Annotated in this window: 11 protein-coding genes; 5 read left to right on the top strand and 6 right to left on the bottom strand. The window is 58.5% G+C overall.

What is annotated here, in order from left to right; all coding sequences use genetic code 11:
• Positions 1-75: 75 nt before the first annotated feature.
• The 4 genes from glyQ (at position 76) to ACA044_RS00040 (ending at position 4485) form a co-directional block, all read left to right on the top strand.
• Positions 76-1029 (top strand): glycine--tRNA ligase subunit alpha, encoded by a 954-nt coding sequence (glyQ, locus tag ACA044_RS00055; protein ID WP_003213601.1) that lies wholly within the window; start codon positions 76-78, stop codon positions 1027-1029.
• On the top strand, positions 1026-3080 hold the full coding sequence (gene glyS / locus ACA044_RS00050; RefSeq protein WP_497444617.1) for a glycine--tRNA ligase subunit beta: 2055 nt from the start codon (positions 1026-1028) through the stop codon (positions 3078-3080). The genes glyQ and glyS overlap by 4 nt, the downstream gene beginning before the upstream one ends.
• Positions 3081-3084: 4 nt before the next feature.
• Positions 3085-3624 (top strand): D-glycero-beta-D-manno-heptose 1,7-bisphosphate 7-phosphatase, encoded by a 540-nt coding sequence (gmhB, locus tag ACA044_RS00045; protein WP_497447336.1) that lies wholly within the window; start codon positions 3085-3087, stop codon positions 3622-3624.
• Between the two features lie 81 nt (positions 3625-3705).
• Positions 3706-4485: a lysophospholipid acyltransferase family protein gene (locus ACA044_RS00040; RefSeq protein WP_497444616.1), complete on the top strand. Its 780-nt coding sequence runs from the start codon at positions 3706-3708 to the stop codon at positions 4483-4485.
• 182 nt (positions 4486-4667) lie between these two features.
• Here ACA044_RS00040 and ACA044_RS00035 read toward each other — a convergent pair whose 3' ends face one another.
• Both ACA044_RS00035 and ACA044_RS00030 read right to left on the bottom strand, forming a co-directional pair.
• Positions 4668-6977, bottom strand: a complete 2310-nt coding sequence (locus ACA044_RS00035) for a CHASE2 domain-containing protein (RefSeq protein WP_497444615.1) — start codon at positions 6975-6977, stop codon at positions 4668-4670.
• Between the two features lie 18 nt (positions 6978-6995).
• Entirely contained in the window at positions 6996-7991 is a 996-nt protein-coding gene (locus ACA044_RS00030) for a FecR family protein (RefSeq protein WP_497444614.1), read from the bottom strand.
• Between the two features lie 499 nt (positions 7992-8490).
• Here ACA044_RS00030 and ACA044_RS00025 point away from each other — a divergent pair, with 499 nt between their 5' ends.
• Positions 8491-9210, top strand: coding sequence for a response regulator transcription factor (locus ACA044_RS00025; RefSeq protein ID WP_497444613.1), 720 nt, complete (start codon positions 8491-8493; stop codon positions 9208-9210).
• Between the two features lie 73 nt (positions 9211-9283).
• Here ACA044_RS00025 and gyrB read toward each other — a convergent pair whose 3' ends face one another.
• The 4 genes from gyrB to dnaA are packed head-to-tail and all read right to left on the bottom strand — an operon-like array spanning position 9284 to position 15494.
• The gene (gene gyrB, locus ACA044_RS00020; RefSeq protein ID WP_497444612.1) at positions 9284-11701 is read right to left on the bottom strand and encodes a DNA topoisomerase (ATP-hydrolyzing) subunit B; all 2418 of its coding nucleotides are present in this window, start codon (positions 11699-11701) and stop codon (positions 9284-9286) included.
• A 5-nt stretch (positions 11702-11706) separates the two neighbouring features.
• Positions 11707-12810 (bottom strand): DNA replication/repair protein RecF, encoded by a 1104-nt coding sequence (recF, locus tag ACA044_RS00015; RefSeq protein ID WP_008007898.1) that lies wholly within the window; start codon positions 12808-12810, stop codon positions 11707-11709.
• Between the two features lie 20 nt (positions 12811-12830).
• Positions 12831-13934, bottom strand: a complete 1104-nt coding sequence (dnaN, locus tag ACA044_RS00010; RefSeq protein ID WP_007903001.1) for a DNA polymerase III subunit beta — start codon at positions 13932-13934, stop codon at positions 12831-12833.
• 39 nt (positions 13935-13973) lie between these two features.
• Positions 13974-15494: a chromosomal replication initiator protein DnaA gene (gene dnaA, locus ACA044_RS00005; RefSeq protein ID WP_497444611.1), complete on the bottom strand. Its 1521-nt coding sequence runs from the start codon at positions 15492-15494 to the stop codon at positions 13974-13976.

Here is a 15494-nt window from a genome sequence, read left to right as displayed (position 1 = left end):
CCAGGGGGCGTGCGCAGGACCGAATCGGGTATACTCCCGCTCTTTAAATCGCAGCCCAAGAAACAGGTGAATTTCGTGAGCCAGCCTACGCCAGCCGTGCGTACCTTCCAAGACTTGATCCTCGCCCTCCAGCAATACTGGGCCGAGCAAGGTTGTGTGGTACTTCAGCCCTACGATATGGAAGTAGGCGCCGGCACTTTCCACACTGCCACGTTCCTGCGCGCCATTGGCCCGGAAACCTGGAACGCCGCTTATGTGCAGCCCAGTCGTCGCCCGACTGACGGCCGCTACGGCGAAAACCCGAACCGTCTGCAGCACTACTACCAGTTCCAGGTCGTGCTGAAGCCGAACCCGGACAACTTCCAGGAACTGTACCTGGGCTCCCTCAAGCACGTGGGTCTGGACCCATTGGTGCACGACATCCGCTTTGTCGAAGACAACTGGGAGTCGCCAACCCTGGGCGCCTGGGGTCTGGGCTGGGAAGTCTGGCTCAACGGCATGGAAGTGACGCAGTTCACTTACTTCCAGCAAGCGGGCGGCATCGAGTGCTACCCGGTGACCGGCGAGATCACTTATGGCCTGGAGCGTCTGGCCATGTACCTGCAAGGCGTGGACTCGGTCTACGACCTGGTCTGGGCTGACGGCCCGTTCGGCAAGGTGACCTACGGCGACGTGTTCCATCAGAACGAAGTGGAACAGTCGACCTACAACTTCGAACACGCCAACGTCGAGAAGCTGTTCGAGTTGTTCGACTTCTATGAAAGCGAAGCCAAGCGCCTGATCGAACTCGACCAGCCGTTGCCGTTGCCGAGCTATGAAATGGTGTTGAAGGCGTCCCACACCTTCAACCTGCTGGATGCGCGCCGGGCGATCTCGGTGACCGCGCGTCAGCAATACATTCTGCGTGTACGCACCCTGGCGCGTTCCGTTGCGCAAGCCTACCTGCTGGCTCGCGCCAAGCTGGGCTTCCCGATGGCGACCCCGGACCTGCGTGATGAAGTACTGGCCAAGCTGGAGGCTGCACAATGAGTGCTCAAGATTTTCTGGTTGAATTGGGCACCGAAGAACTGCCACCCAAAGCCCTGAACACCCTGGCCGAAGCATTTCTGGCCGGTATCGACAAAGGCCTGCAAGCTGCCGGCCTGAACTACGAAACCAAAACCGTCTACGCCGCACCACGTCGTCTGGCCGTGCTGATTACCGCGCTGGCGACCCAGCAGCCGGATCGCAGCATCAACCTTGATGGCCCGCCGCGTCAGGCTGCGTTCGATGCCGAAGGCAATCCGACCCAAGCGGCCCTGGGCTTCGCCAAGAAGTGCGGCGTCGAGCTGAGCGAAATCGATCAGAGCGGTCCGAAACTGCGCTACAGCCAAAGCATCGCCGGCAAGCCGACCGCGAGCCTGATGCCGACTATCGTCGAAGACTCCCTGAACGACCTGCCTATCCCCAAGCGCATGCGCTGGGGTGCTCGCAAGGAAGAATTCGTTCGCCCGACTCAGTGGCTGGTGATGCTGCTCGGTGACCACGTCATCGACTGCACCATCCTCGCGCAAAAGGCCGGCCGCGATTCCCGTGGCCACCGCTTCCATCACCCGGAAAGCGTGCGCATCACCTCGCCGGCCAACTACCTGAACGATCTGCGTGCTGCCTATGTGCTGGCCGACGCCAACGAGCGTCGCGAGCTGATCAGCAAACGCACCGAAGAACTGGCGACGCTCCAGGAAGGTACGGCCATCGTGCCGCCAAGCCTGCTCGACGAAGTGACTGCGCTGGTCGAATGGCCGGTGCCGCTGGTGTGCTCGTTCGAAGAGCGTTTCCTCGACGTACCGCAAGAAGCGCTGATCACCACCATGCAGGACAACCAGAAGTACTTCTGCCTGCTGGATGCCGACGGCAAGTTGCTGCCTCGTTTCATTACCGTGGCCAACATCGAAAGCAAGGATCCGCAACAAATCATCGCCGGCAACGAGAAAGTGGTTCGCCCACGTCTGACCGACGCCGAGTTCTTCTTCAAGCAAGACAAGAAGCAGAAACTCGAAGACTTCAACCTGCGTCTGCAGAACGTGGTGTTCCAGGAAAAACTCGGCAGCGTCTACGACAAGGCCGAGCGCGTTTCCAGACTCGCCGCGTTCATCGCTCAGCGCATTGGCGGCAACGCCGCATGGGCTTCCCGTGCCGGCCTGCTGTCCAAGTGCGACCTGGCGACCGAGATGGTCGGTGAGTTCCCGGAGATGCAAGGTGTTGCCGGTTACTACTACGCCCTCAACGACGGCGAGCCGCAGGATGTCGCCCTGGCGCTGAACGAGCAGTACATGCCGCGCGGTGCCGGCGCTGAACTGCCGACCACCCTGACCGGTGCGGCCGTGGCCATCGCCGACAAGCTCGACACGCTGGTGGGTATTTTCGGCATCGGCATGTTGCCAACCGGGAGCAAAGACCCGTATGCCCTGCGCCGTGCTGCACTGGGTGTATTGCGGATCCTGATCGACAAGAAGCTCGACCTCGACCTGAACGACGCCGTGGCTTTTGCCGTGAATGCGTTCGGTACCAAGGTCAAGGCTGCCGGCCTGAACGAGTCGGTGCTGGAGTTCATCTTCGACCGTCTGCGTGCCCGTTATGAAGACGAAGGCGTTGATGTCGGGACTTACCTGTCGGTCCGTGCCCTGAAGCCGGGTTCGGCGCTGGACTTCGACCAGCGCGTACAAGCGGTAGAAGCGTTCCGTAAATTGCCGGAAGCCGCTGCCCTGGCCGCCGTGAACAAGCGTGTTTCGAACTTGCTGAGCAAGGTCGAAGGTTCTGTTCCTTCAGTCGTTGAAGCCAAGTACTTCGACAACGCCAACGAGTTCTCGCTGTACTCGGCGATCCAGCAGGCTGACCAGGCTGTGCAGCCGATGGCCGCTGCGCGTCAGTACAGCGAATCGCTGGCACGTCTGGCTGCCTTGCGCGAGCCGGTGGATGCGTTCTTCGAAGCGGTGATGGTTAACGCCGAAGATGCCAAGGTGCGAGCCAACCGCTATGCGCTGCTGGCACGTCTGCGTGGGCTGTTCCTCGGCGTCGCCGATATTTCGCTGCTGGGCTAAGGGGCTGCTGTTGAAACTGCTGATTCTCGATCGGGACGGAGTGATCAATTACGACTCCGACGCGTACATCAAGTCGGTGGAGGAGTGGATTCCGCTCCCCGGTTCGATCGAAGCGATCGCGCAGTTGAGCAAGGCCGGCTGGACGGTGGCGGTCGCTACCAACCAGTCGGGCATCGCTCGCGGCTATTACGACATCGCCACCCTGGACGCCATGCACGAGCGCTTGCGCGCGCTGGTGGCCGAGCAGGGCGGCGAAGTCGGGCTGATCGTTTATTGCCCGCATGGACCAGACGATGGCTGCGATTGCCGCAAGCCAAAACCCGGGATGTTGAAAACCATCGCCGCGCATTACAACGTTTCGCTGACGAATCTATGGTTCGTCGGCGATACTCTCGGTGACCTGGAAGCCGCCAGAGCCGTCGACTCTCAGCCAGTTTTGGTAAAGACCGGGAAAGGCGAAAAGACTCAGGGCAAAACCCTACCGGCAGGCACCTTGATTTTTGACGATCTGGCGGCGATTGCCGCGGAACTTATCCACAACTAAGGCTCTTCTGACATCCTGGCCAAGGACTGATCGGGAGTGCGCTTGAATAGGCGGGCAATGCCCGCAACGGTAAATGTCGCCATGTCGATACTGCAGGCCATCAGAACTTTTCTCTTTTACCTGCTGCTGGGCACCAGCTCTTTGCTCTGGTGCACCCTGAGCTTTTTTATCGCGCCGTTTCTGCCATTCAAGGCGCGCTATCGCTTTATCAACGTGTACTGGTGCCGCTGCGCTTTATGGCTGAGCAGAGTCTTTCTGGGTATCCGTTACGAAGTGAAGGGTGCCGAGAACGTGCCTGACCAACCCTGCGTGATTCAGTCGAACCACCAGAGCACTTGGGAAACATTCTTTCTCTCGGCCTACTTCGAGCCGCTGAGCCAGGTGCTCAAGCGCGAACTGCTCTACGTTCCGTTCTTCGGCTGGGCCATGGCCATGCTGCGACCGATCGCCATCGACCGTGGCAACCCGAAAGCTGCGCTCAAGCATGTGGCGAAGAAGGGCGATGAGCTGCTCAAGGACAATGTCTGGGTACTGATCTTCCCTGAAGGGACTCGCGTTCCCTACGGCACCATCGGCAAGTTCTCCCGCGGTGGCACCGCGTTGGCCGTCAATGCGTCATTACCGGTGCTGCCGATTGCGCACAATGCCGGCAAGTTCTGGCCAAAAACCGGTTGGGTGAAGCAGCAGGGCATGATCACCGTGATCATCGGCGCGCCGATGTACGCCGAGGGCAGCGGGCCACGAGCCATTGCCGACCTGAATGACCGGGTGCAGGCCTGGAATGAACAGATGCAGCGGGAGATGGGTTCGCTGCCTGCAGCCCCCGCGGCGCCGAACGCCACCGATCAAGTGGTTGTCTGAGGTTCTGTGGATAACCTGTGTACCGTTTTGTTGAAAATCGCCGTATTTATTATTTAAGCGCATGATTTAAATACATATTTATTAAATAAATAAAACATCGAAAAACGTGCATAAGTTTTTTTTGGACGTAAAGAAACCGGCTGATATAGCCGGTTTTTTTATGCCTGTTAAAAGGATCCGACTCACTCGCTCAATAGGGGTAACTGGACACTGAACGTCGTGCCTTGCCCCACCACGCTATGACAGGAAATACGCCCGCCGTGACGATCCACCACAGCCTTGACCATGGACAAACCCAGTCCCAGGCCATCGCTGCCGTGAGCCGAGGTAAAACGCCGATACTGACTGAACAACTCCGGAAGTTCTTCGACGGCAATTCCTCGGCCCTGATCGGCGATCTCGCACCTCAACCAGCCCTCGGCACAACTCACCCGCACCGAAATCCGAGATCCCGACGGACTGTACTTGATGGCATTTTCCAGCAGATTGAACAGTGCCCGTGTCAGTAGCGACTGATCGGCCAAGACCAAGGCTTCAGCGTCTTCGTCGAGGTCATGCAATAGTCGAATGTCCTTCAGATGAGCGATGCTCGAGGCTTGGTCGAAGGTATCGAGCAGCAACATCGCGAACATGCTCGGCTGAAACTGGTAAGCCTCGGACTCAGCCTTTGCCAACTGCACAAAAGCCTCGGTCAGGTTCAGTGCCTTGCGCACTTGTAACTCGATCTGACTGAACACTTGAGTGTCACCGGACACCTGATGCCGCTGAACATCCAGCAACGCCAGAATCGCCGAGTGGGGAGCCCTGAGATCATGAGACAAAAAGCGCAACAACACGGCTCGCTGTTCCTCGGCGTCCCGCTCGACGCTCAAGTCCGTGAGGCTCAGTAGCCAGCCAATCACCGAATCGCCTTCGGCTGGCAACAGGGGTGCCAGGTCCAGACGCAGGCTACGTGCCTGAATGTCACGAAACTCCAGCGGCTCCAGCGTCGACAATGCAGGAAGCGCTCCTCCGGTCAGTACCGGGTAACCCAGGTCACTCAGTTGCTCGAGCATATCCTCGCCCACCAAGCCACAGGAAAACACCTCTCGAGCCTTGCGGTTGGCCAGCAAAATGCACCCGTTCGGATCGCTGATCAGCGTCGCCACCGGCAGGTATTCAAGTCCGTCGGCAATGAAACGCCGGGTGTCGCGGGTCCGGCTCATGGCCTGCTCCAGCGCGACAATTTGCCCTTGCAGCACATCGCCGGCCGGGATCAGGGTGCGGCGGCGTTCGGGAAAGACTTTCGGCTCACTGTCCAGGCGCGCCAGTTCCCAACCGAAATACGCGAGCACCGCGTTCAGCCTTCGCCAATTCCAGATCAGGTAACCCAGCAACATACCTAGCAGGCTCGCAGCCGGTGACCACCACCAGCCAAAGCACAACAGCAAGCTCGAACCCAGCAGAGCAGCCGCCATTGCACCCAAGGTCAACCATAGTGCACGACGGGGACGAACCAACAGCAGGCCCAGCAATTCACCGACAATCACCACAGATAGCAACGCCGCCAGGCGCTTATCGAGAGCTACGATGTTGCGCTGTTGCAGCAGCCCGTTGAGGATATTCGCCTGAATCTCGATGCCCGGTGTGGTGCCGATGCTGGCCGATTGCGGCGTCACATAACGGTCGCCCAGGCCTGGAGCGGTCGAGCCGATCAGGATCAAGCGATCGCGAAGCAACTCGGGTGGGACTTCGCCGCGCAATACGCTGACGTAGGGCACGCTGGGAAAGCCCGCGTCGGAACGGATGAAAGGAATCCGTATTTCGTGGGCTCGCTGCCAGTCTTGCGCCGATGGCAGAGCGGGGGCACCGGGCATCGGTACATTTCCCTTGTCGCTAAGGGTCTCTTCGTACAGCAGCCAGGCCAGTTGCGGGCGTGTTTTTTGCGCCGGTCCTTCGCTTAAATACACGCTGCGCACGATCCCATCGGCATCCGCTTGGGCATTGATGTGGCCCACGCCTTTGGCGCAATGGCGCAGTGGAGCCACCGGGTCAATTTCTCCCAAAGGCCGCCCATAACGCGCTACGCCTTCGCGCAGCAGCGGCACGAAAACATTCCCGGCCCGACAGGTTGCCTCGGCCAGAAGCTGATCATTGTCGGAATGGCTATCGGGCTCGCTGAAGATCACGTCGAACAGAATGCCTTTGACGTTCGCGGCGCTGAGCCGATCAAGCAACTGCGCGTGCATGTCCCGCGGCCAAGGCCATTGACCAAGCTGCTGCAAACTGTAGTCGTCGATCGTGACGATGAGTATTCGTGGGTCCACCGGCAGCGGGCTCAGCCTTCGCAGGTTGTCGTACAGCAGATTGCTCAGGGTCAGCTGACTCATAGACAGCATCGCCGTCAGCGGCAACAGGATCAGACTGACCCACAGCCACTCGCGGACCATCCGCCGAAACAACCGTTGAGCCTGGGTCGGTTCGCGACCATCCTTCCTTGGTCGGCCCTTCATCGGTCGTCGGCCGAGAGGCTATTGGACACGCGTGGTCCTGGGGTAATAGAAAATGTCATACGCCCCGGTTTCTCCCTCTAATCCCTGAGCGTCATAAGCCGACAGGCGAACATGGTAAAAAAACGCTTTCAGCCCGCTGAATTTGACCTCTGGCGTGCTGGAAAACTGCTCTTGCTTGATGTCCAGAAAAGCTGCGTCGGTGGCCACTTGCGCCCGATAACGCGTGGCCCCCTCGATAGGGCTCATCATCAATTGCCAGATCGGCACATTACCCGTCTGACCGGTCTGTCCCAACAAACGCGGAGCGGCTAACAAGTCGATTGGCGTCAACGGGCCTTGTTTCTGAATACGCAAACCCTGACGGGCCATGACCTGGACCTCGTCATCCTCAGGGCTCTGAGTCCGTTTGGCAACGGACCGCACAGGGCGGGAGCCTGACGGCTCCTCATCACGATTGACCGCCACTTGCCCGTTCAGCACTTCCAGCAGTGCCTGCCCACCGTCATCGTTGCGCACCCGGAAGTGGGTGCCCCGCACGCCCAGTACACCGACTGGCGTGATGATCTGGAAACGATCATGGTCGCTGGCACGTTTTATCACGTACGACTCGACCTGCCCCTGCTCGAGGAGGACCTGCGGGATCGAATGTTCTTCATTGAGGTGCAGCGTGATGTGGGAGCTGGAAGGCAACACCACTCGCGAGCCATCGCCCAGGGACAGGCTGACAAACGCCGACGGTGAGGTCTTGACGCCTTCCTGCTCGTCGATCGCCATACCTTCCTGCAGCGGCGTCTGTTTGCCTTTGGCGTCCAGCTTCCAGGCTTCGCCGGTCAGATGCTCGACTGTCGCGGGCAGCGGTTGACCACGGCATTGTTGGTTTTCATCGATATAAGGCAGACGTTTTGCCGAAACGACAGTCGCCGATGCACTCTGGGTGAGCAATCCCATCAGGCCGGCAACCAGTAAAAGACAGACGCCAGAACGGCGTGTGAGCAATAAGGTCATGGGGTTCATGGATTGGCTTTTTACGCTCTTTGGGAAATCATGCCGGGTATACGCACGCGCCTGACGCACGATACCTGACCGGACGCTCAGGCAGATAGCCATGAGTGCAAAGGACATGAGATGACACATCCCTGTGTCAGGGCCGAGCAGGCACTCCATGTATTTCCCCCTGAACTGCGGACCGCCGAAAACCGGCGATCGACGGTCCTGCCAGGTTGGTGTTGACGCTCCCTGCGTCGGGGCACATCCCAATGCCCCTGTGCCGCTCAGCGACAACGAATTTACCGACATGAAGGGTTTGTGAGGCAATTCTCAATATTTGTTCAGAATTGGCCGAGGGCTAAAACACCCGACGTTGTTGGTCGTCTACCGGCGAAGGGAAATCAGCGTAGCCATACTTGGGGAATTCGCAGCAATTGGCCACAATTGTTCAGATTCAATCAATAAGCCTAAACTCCCGCAGGAATTTTCTTACCTTTGCACTTACGAGATGAAGGAAACACTCGGCATGCGTGTCGCAATACTGGATGACGAGCCCGCCGAACTCCGTCGGGTGGAACAGACACTGCGACAGATCCCTGTAACGGGAGAGCAGGCGTGGACGTTGCACAGCTTCGAGCGGGGAGAGGACTTGTTGCGGCAACTTCGACGGGAAACCTTCGATCTGCTGATCCTCGATTGGCAACTGCCCGATATCAGCGGCCTGTCACTGTTGCGCTGGACCCGTGAACACATGGACGTGCCACCGGCCGCGATCATGCTCACCAGTCGCGATACCGAAAGCGATATCGTCCAGGCCTTGAACGCCGGGGCTGACGATTACGTGAGCAAACCGTTTCGTCCCAACGAGCTGATGGCTCGGGTCAGTGCGGTGCTTCGTCGCCATGGACTGCAACGCGCGGCAACCACCGAAATACTGACCTTCAATGACCTTGAATTCGACGACGCCGAACTCACCGTCACCCGCGCCTCCACCCCCATCAGCCTGACCGAACGGGAATACCGTCTCGCCCGCTGTCTGTTCGCCAATCTGGGCCGACCTTTATCCCGTGAATATTTGTATGAGCGCTTTTGGACCCATGAAGAAATAGTGTCCTCCCGCCCACTGGACACCCATATTTATCGCCTGCGCAATAAGCTGGGCCTGACGGCTGATCGCGGGTGGCAACTGCTGACGATTTACGGGTATGGGTATCGACTTGAGAGCGTGGCCACTGCTAGCGAATGACAACGTTTCGACGATCAATAAAAAAGGCCAACGCTAAGCGTTGGCCTTTTTTCGTTTTAGCGGTCTTGCCGGATCAGAAGTCCAGGTTGGAAACCGCCAGGGCGTTGCTTTCGATGAAGTCACGACGAGGTTCGACCGCATCACCCATCAGGGTGTTGAAGATCTGGTCTGCGCCAATGGCGTCTTCGATGGTCACTTTGAGCATGCGGCGCGAGCCCGGATCCATAGTGGTTTCCCACAGCTGATCCGGGTTCATCTCGCCCAGACCTTTGTATCGCTGGATGGTGTGACGCTTGGTGCTTTCAGCCATCAGCCATTCAAGGGCTTCCTTGAACTCAGTGACGGCTTTCTTGCGCTCGCCGCGCTGAATATAAGCGCCGTCGTCCAGCAGGGTGCTCAGTTGAGCGCCCAGGGAGACGACAGTCTTGTAGTCATTGCTGCCGAAGAAGTCGCGGTTGAAGGTGACGTAGTTCGACAAGCCGTGGGAAATCAATTCGACCTCCGGCAGCCAGACATTACGTTCACGGTCTTCACGCAGGCTGGCTTTGTAGACCAGGCCGGATTTCTCGACGGTGCGCAGGCGAACTTCGTACTGAGCCAGCCAATCCTGCATCGCTGCGTGATCCGACAGTTGCTCCATGCTGACTGCTGGCAGGTAGATGAAGTGCTCGGTCAGTTCCTGTGGGTACAGGCGGGACAGACGCTTGAGGGTCTTCATCACCAGACGGAAGTCATTCACCAGACGCTCGAGGGCCTCGCCGGAGATACCCGGGGCTTCCTCGTTCAGGTGCAGGCTCGCGTCTTCCAGGGCCGACTGCGTCATGTACTCTTCCATGGCGTCGTCGTCTTTGATGTATTGCTCTTGCTTGCCTTTCTTGACCTTGTACAGCGGCGGCTGAGCGATGTAGATGTAACCGCGCTCAATCAACTCCGGCAACTGACGGAAGAAGAAGGTCAGCAACAGGGTACGGATGTGCGAACCGTCGACGTCAGCATCGGTCATGATGATGATGTTGTGATAACGCAGCTTGTCGATGTTGTACTCGTCGCGGCCAATGCCGCAGCCCAGCGCGGTGATCAAGGTGCCCACTTCTTGCGAAGAGATCATCTTGTCGAAGCGTGCCTTCTCGACGTTCAGGATCTTGCCCTTGAGCGGCAGGATGGCCTGGGTGCGACGGTTGCGTCCCTGCTTGGCGGAGCCGCCAGCAGAGTCACCTTCCACGAGGTACAGTTCGGAAAGGGCAGGGTCCTTTTCCTGGCAGTCCGCCAGTTTGCCCGGCAGGCCGGCGATGTCCAGCGCGCCTTTGCGGCGGGTCATCTCACGAGCCTTACGCGCCGCTTCACGCGCACGCGCCGCGTCGATCATCTTGCCGACGACCAGCTTGGCTTCGTTCGGGTTCTCCAGCAGGAAGTCAGAGAAGTACTTGCCCATTTCCTGTTCAACCGCTGTCTTCACTTCGGAAGACACCAGCTTGTCTTTGGTCTGGGAGCTGAACTTCGGATCTGGCACTTTTACCGAAATGATCGCTGTCAGGCCTTCGCGGGCATCGTCACCGGTGGTGGCAACTTTGTGCTTCTTCGCCAGACCTTCAGCTTCGATGTAGGTGTTCAGGTTACGCGTCAGTGCGGAACGGAAACCCACCAGGTGAGTACCGCCATCGCGCTGCGGAATGTTGTTGGTGAAGCACAACAGGTTCTCGTTGAAGCTGTCGTTCCACTGCAGGGCGATTTCCACGCCGATGCCGTCTTCACGCTGGATGTTGAAGTGGAACACCTGGTTGACCGGGGTCTTGTTGGTGTTCAGGTATTCAACGAACGCACGCAGGCCGCCTTCGTACTTGAACAGCTCTTCCTTCCCGCTGCGCTCATCCTTGAGGACGATGCCGACACCGGAGTTGAGGAAGGACAGTTCACGAATCCGCTTGGCCAGGATGTCCCAGCTGAAGTGGATGTTCTTGAAGGTGTCAGCCGAAGGCTTGAAGTGGATCTGGGTGCCAGTGGTTTCGCTTTCACCGACGATCTTCATTGGCTCTTGCGGAACACCGTGGACATAAGTCTGTTCCCAGATCTTGCCGCTGCGGCGAACGGTCAGGATCAGTTCTTTGGACAGTGCGTTCACCACCGACACACCTACACCGTGCAGACCGCCGGATACTTTATAGGAGTTGTCGTCGAACTTACCGCCGGCGTGCAGCACGGTCATGATGACCTCGGCCGCCGAGACGCCTTCTTCTTTGTGCACGTCTACCGGGATGCCACGACCGTTGTCGCGAACGGTGATGGACTCATCCGGGTGAATGATGATGCTGATGTCGTCGCAGTGGCCGGCGAGAGCTTCGTCGATCGAGTTATCGACCACTTCGAACACCATGTGGTGCAGACCGCTGCCATCGTCGGTGTCACCAATGTACATACCGGGACGTTTGCGTACGGCATCCAGGCCTTTCAGCACTTTAATGCTCGTTGAGTCGTACGTATTTTCTTCGCTCAATGCCTTCACTCCCGATGGTCGTGGGTCTGGGTGATACGGCCCTGTTCCACGTGGAACAGAGCGACTGGCGTTTCCGTCTGCCAGCCTTCCCTCAATAATTCGTGATCTACACAGGTGATAAAGACCTGGCAGCGTAAGTCTTCCAGCAAGCGGCAAAGCGCGCGACGGTGGTGCTCGTCCAGTTCGGACGGCAGGTCATCCACCAGATAAATACACTGGCCGCGACGGGCCTGGCTAACCAAGTGCCCTTGGGCGATCCGCAATGCACAGACCACCAACTTCTGCTGACCACGAGACAAGATGTCCGCGGCATTATGTGCGCCCAATCTAAGACGCAAATCAGCTCGTTGTGGTCCGGCTTGGGTATGACCCATTTGCTGATCCCGCTGAAGGGACCCGGCGAGCACTGCACTCAACTCACGGTCTTTGTCCCAACCTCGGTAATAGCTGAGCGTTAAGCCCTCAAGCTCAACCAGTTCGCTCAAGGTCTGTTCAAAGACTGGTTTCAAGGCTTTGATGTAAGCGCGGCGGTATTCATCTATTTCAGCGCTGGCCTGGCACAGTTCCCTGTCCCAAACCGCTTGCGAAACGGCGTCAAGTGTACCATGTCGCAGCCAAGAGTTTCTCTGGCGCAAGGCCTTCTGCAAGCGCTGCCACGTGGACATGAATCGGGGTTCCACGTGGAACACACCCCAGTCGAGAAACTGCCGGCGAATCTTCGGCGCACCTTCCAGCAGCCGGAAGCTGTCCGGGTTGATCAACTGCAACGGCAGGATCTCTGCAAGCTGCGCAGCACTTCGGGCGTTCTGCCCGTCAATGCGGATCTGGAACTCACCCTGACGGTCGCGAGATATCCCCAACGCGCTGTGTCCACCCTCGGCCAGTTCGACCTGGCCAAACACCGTACACGCCAATTGCTCGTATTGAATGACGGGTAACAGACGGCTGCTACGAAACGAACGGGCAAGCCCCAGCAGATGAATGGCTTCCAGAACACTGGTTTTGCCGCTGCCGTTGGCGCCGTAAAGAATGTTTATTCGGGGGGAGGGGGAGAAGGTCACCGGGTGCAGATTGCGCACCGCGGTGACCGAGACGCGACTTAAGGACATCTAGGTTCTGCTGAGCATGATTACAGACGCATCGGCATGACAACATAGGCCGAGTCGTCGTTGTCGGACTCTTGCACCAGCGCACTGCTGTTGGAGTCGGACAGGATCAAGCGAACCTGCTCGGTGGTCATCACGCCCAGTACGTCGAGCAGATAGCTCACGTTGAAGCCGATTTCCAGAGAGCCGCCGTTGTACTCAACGCCCACTTCTTCTTCCGCTTCTTCCTGCTCCGGGTTGTTCGCCTGAATCTTCAGCTGACCATTGGCCAGTTGCAGACGGATGCCACGGTACTTCTCGTTGGACAGAATCGCGGTACGGCTGAACGCTTCACGCAAAGCCTGGCGATCGCCGAGTACCAGCTTGTCGCCGCCTTTAGGCAGAACACGCTCGTAGTCAGGGAATTTACCGTCGACCAGTTTCGAGGTGAAAGTGAACTCGCCGGTGGTGGCGCGAATGTGGTGCTGGCCCAGCACGATGCTGACGTTGCCGTCCGGTTCGGTCAGCAGACGCGCCAGTTCCAGAATACCTTTGCGCGGCACGATCACCTGATGACGGTCCGGCTGACCGATATCGGCCTGCATCGAGCACATGGCCAGACGGTGACCGTCGGTCGCCACGGCGCGGATAATCCCGGCCGAGACTTCCAGCAGCATGCCGTTGAGGTAGTAACGCACGTCCTGCTGCGCCATGGCGAAGCTGGTACGTTCGATCAGACGACGCAGTTTGCTTTGCTCGAGGCTGCAGGTCAGCGAACCCGGGCCTTCTTCCACCGTAGGGAAATCATTGGCTGGCAGGGTCGACAGGGTGAAGCGGCTACGGCCGGCCTTCACCACGAGTTTCTGCTCATCGACCTTGATGTCGATCAGCGCGTCGTTCGGCAAGCTCTTGCAGATGTCCATCAGCTTGCGTGCAGGCACAGTGATGGAACCCGGGTCTGCCGGCTCTTCGAGTTGCACACGACCGACCAGCTCGACTTCCAGGTCGGTACCGGTCAGCGACAGTTGCTGGCCTTCGACAACCAGCAGCACGTTGGAGAGCACCGGCAAGGTCTGTCGGCGCTCGACGACGCCTGCGACCAGTTGCAGGGGTTTCAACAGGGCTTCGCGTTGAATGGTGAAATGCATGGTCTAGTCCCTTGCCTTAATAAGCTGCGCTGGTGTTCATCAAGTGGTCAGTGTACGCAGCAGGTTCTTGTAGTCCTCGCGGATGTCCGCGTCGGATTCCTTAAGTTCGTTGATCTTGCGGCAGGCGTGCAAAACAGTCGTGTGGTCGCGGCCGCCAAACACATCGCCGATTTCCGGCAGGCTGTGGTTGGTCAGTTCCTTGGACAACGCCATGGCGACCTGACGCGGACGTGCCACCGAGCGTGAACGACGCTTGGACAGCAGGTCGGATATCTTGATCTTGTAATACTCGGCGACGGTGCGCTGAATGTTATCCACAGAGACCAGTTTGTCTTGCAGCGCCAACAAGTCTTTCAGGGATTCGCGAATCAGCTCGATGGTGATATCGCGGCCCATGAAGTGCGAGTGGGCGATCACGCGTTTGAGCGCGCCTTCCAGCTCACGGACGTTGGAGCGAATACGCTGGGCAATGAAGAACGCCGCGTCGTGTGGCAGATCGACTTTGGCCTGGTCGGCCTTTTTCATCAAGATCGCCACGCGGGTTTCCAGCTCCGGCGGCTCGACGGCAACCGTCAGGCCCCAGCCGAAACGTGACTTCAGGCGTTCTTCAAGGCCTTCGATTTCTTTCGGGTAGCGGTCACTGGTGAGAATGACCTGTTGGCCACCTTCAAGCAGGGCATTGAAGGTGTGGAAAAATTCTTCCTGGGAACGTTCCTTGCGGGCGAAGAACTGAATGTCATCGATCAACAACGCATCCACCGAGCGGTAGAAGCGCTTGAACTCGTTGATCGCATTCAGCTGCAAGGCCTTGACCATGTCCGCAACGAAACGCTCCGAATGCAGGTACACAACCTTGGCATTCGGATTCTTCTTTAATAGGTGGTTACCCACTGCATGCATCAAGTGGGTTTTACCCAAGCCGACACCGCCATAAAGGAAGAGCGGGTTGTAGCCGTGCTTGGGGTTGTCCGCCACCTGCCAGGCCGCAGCCCGGGCCAGTTGGTTGGACTTGCCTTCGACGAAGTTTTCGAAGGTAAAGGTGCGGTTCAGGTAGCTGGTGTGCTTGAGCGCGCCTTCGACCTGCACCGTACGCTGTTCGGAACGAACCGGGGCCTGTTGCGAACTGGCGCCGGCCATTGGATCGAAGCTGTCGCGGGACGGCTCTTCACTAACCTCGGCGATTTTTTGCGTGGCACGCTTGGTCGGTGCTACCGCCGGAGCAGGGGCTGGAGCGCTGGCCGGTGTCGCAGCTGCCTGAGCCTGGGACGCCGCAGCGGCCAACGGGGCATTGGGTGCCGCACGCGGTGCCGAGCTGCGTTTGCTGCCTATTAATAAGGAAAGCGCCGGCGCCAGGCCATTGCCATGCTCATCCAGCAGTTCAAGGACGCGGCCCAGGTACTTTTCGTTGACCCAGTCGAGAACAAAACGATTCGGCGCGTAGACACGCAGCTCGTCGCCTTCGGCTTCGACCTGTAGTGGACGGATCCAAGTGTTGAATTGTTGGGCAGGCAGCTCATCGCGCAAAAGCTCTACGCACTGCTGCCAAAGTTCCACTGACAC

The sequence above is a fragment of the Pseudomonas sp. LBUM1673 genome, from assembly GCF_059695645.1.
This window is presented reverse-complemented; position numbering and strand designations above follow the sequence as displayed.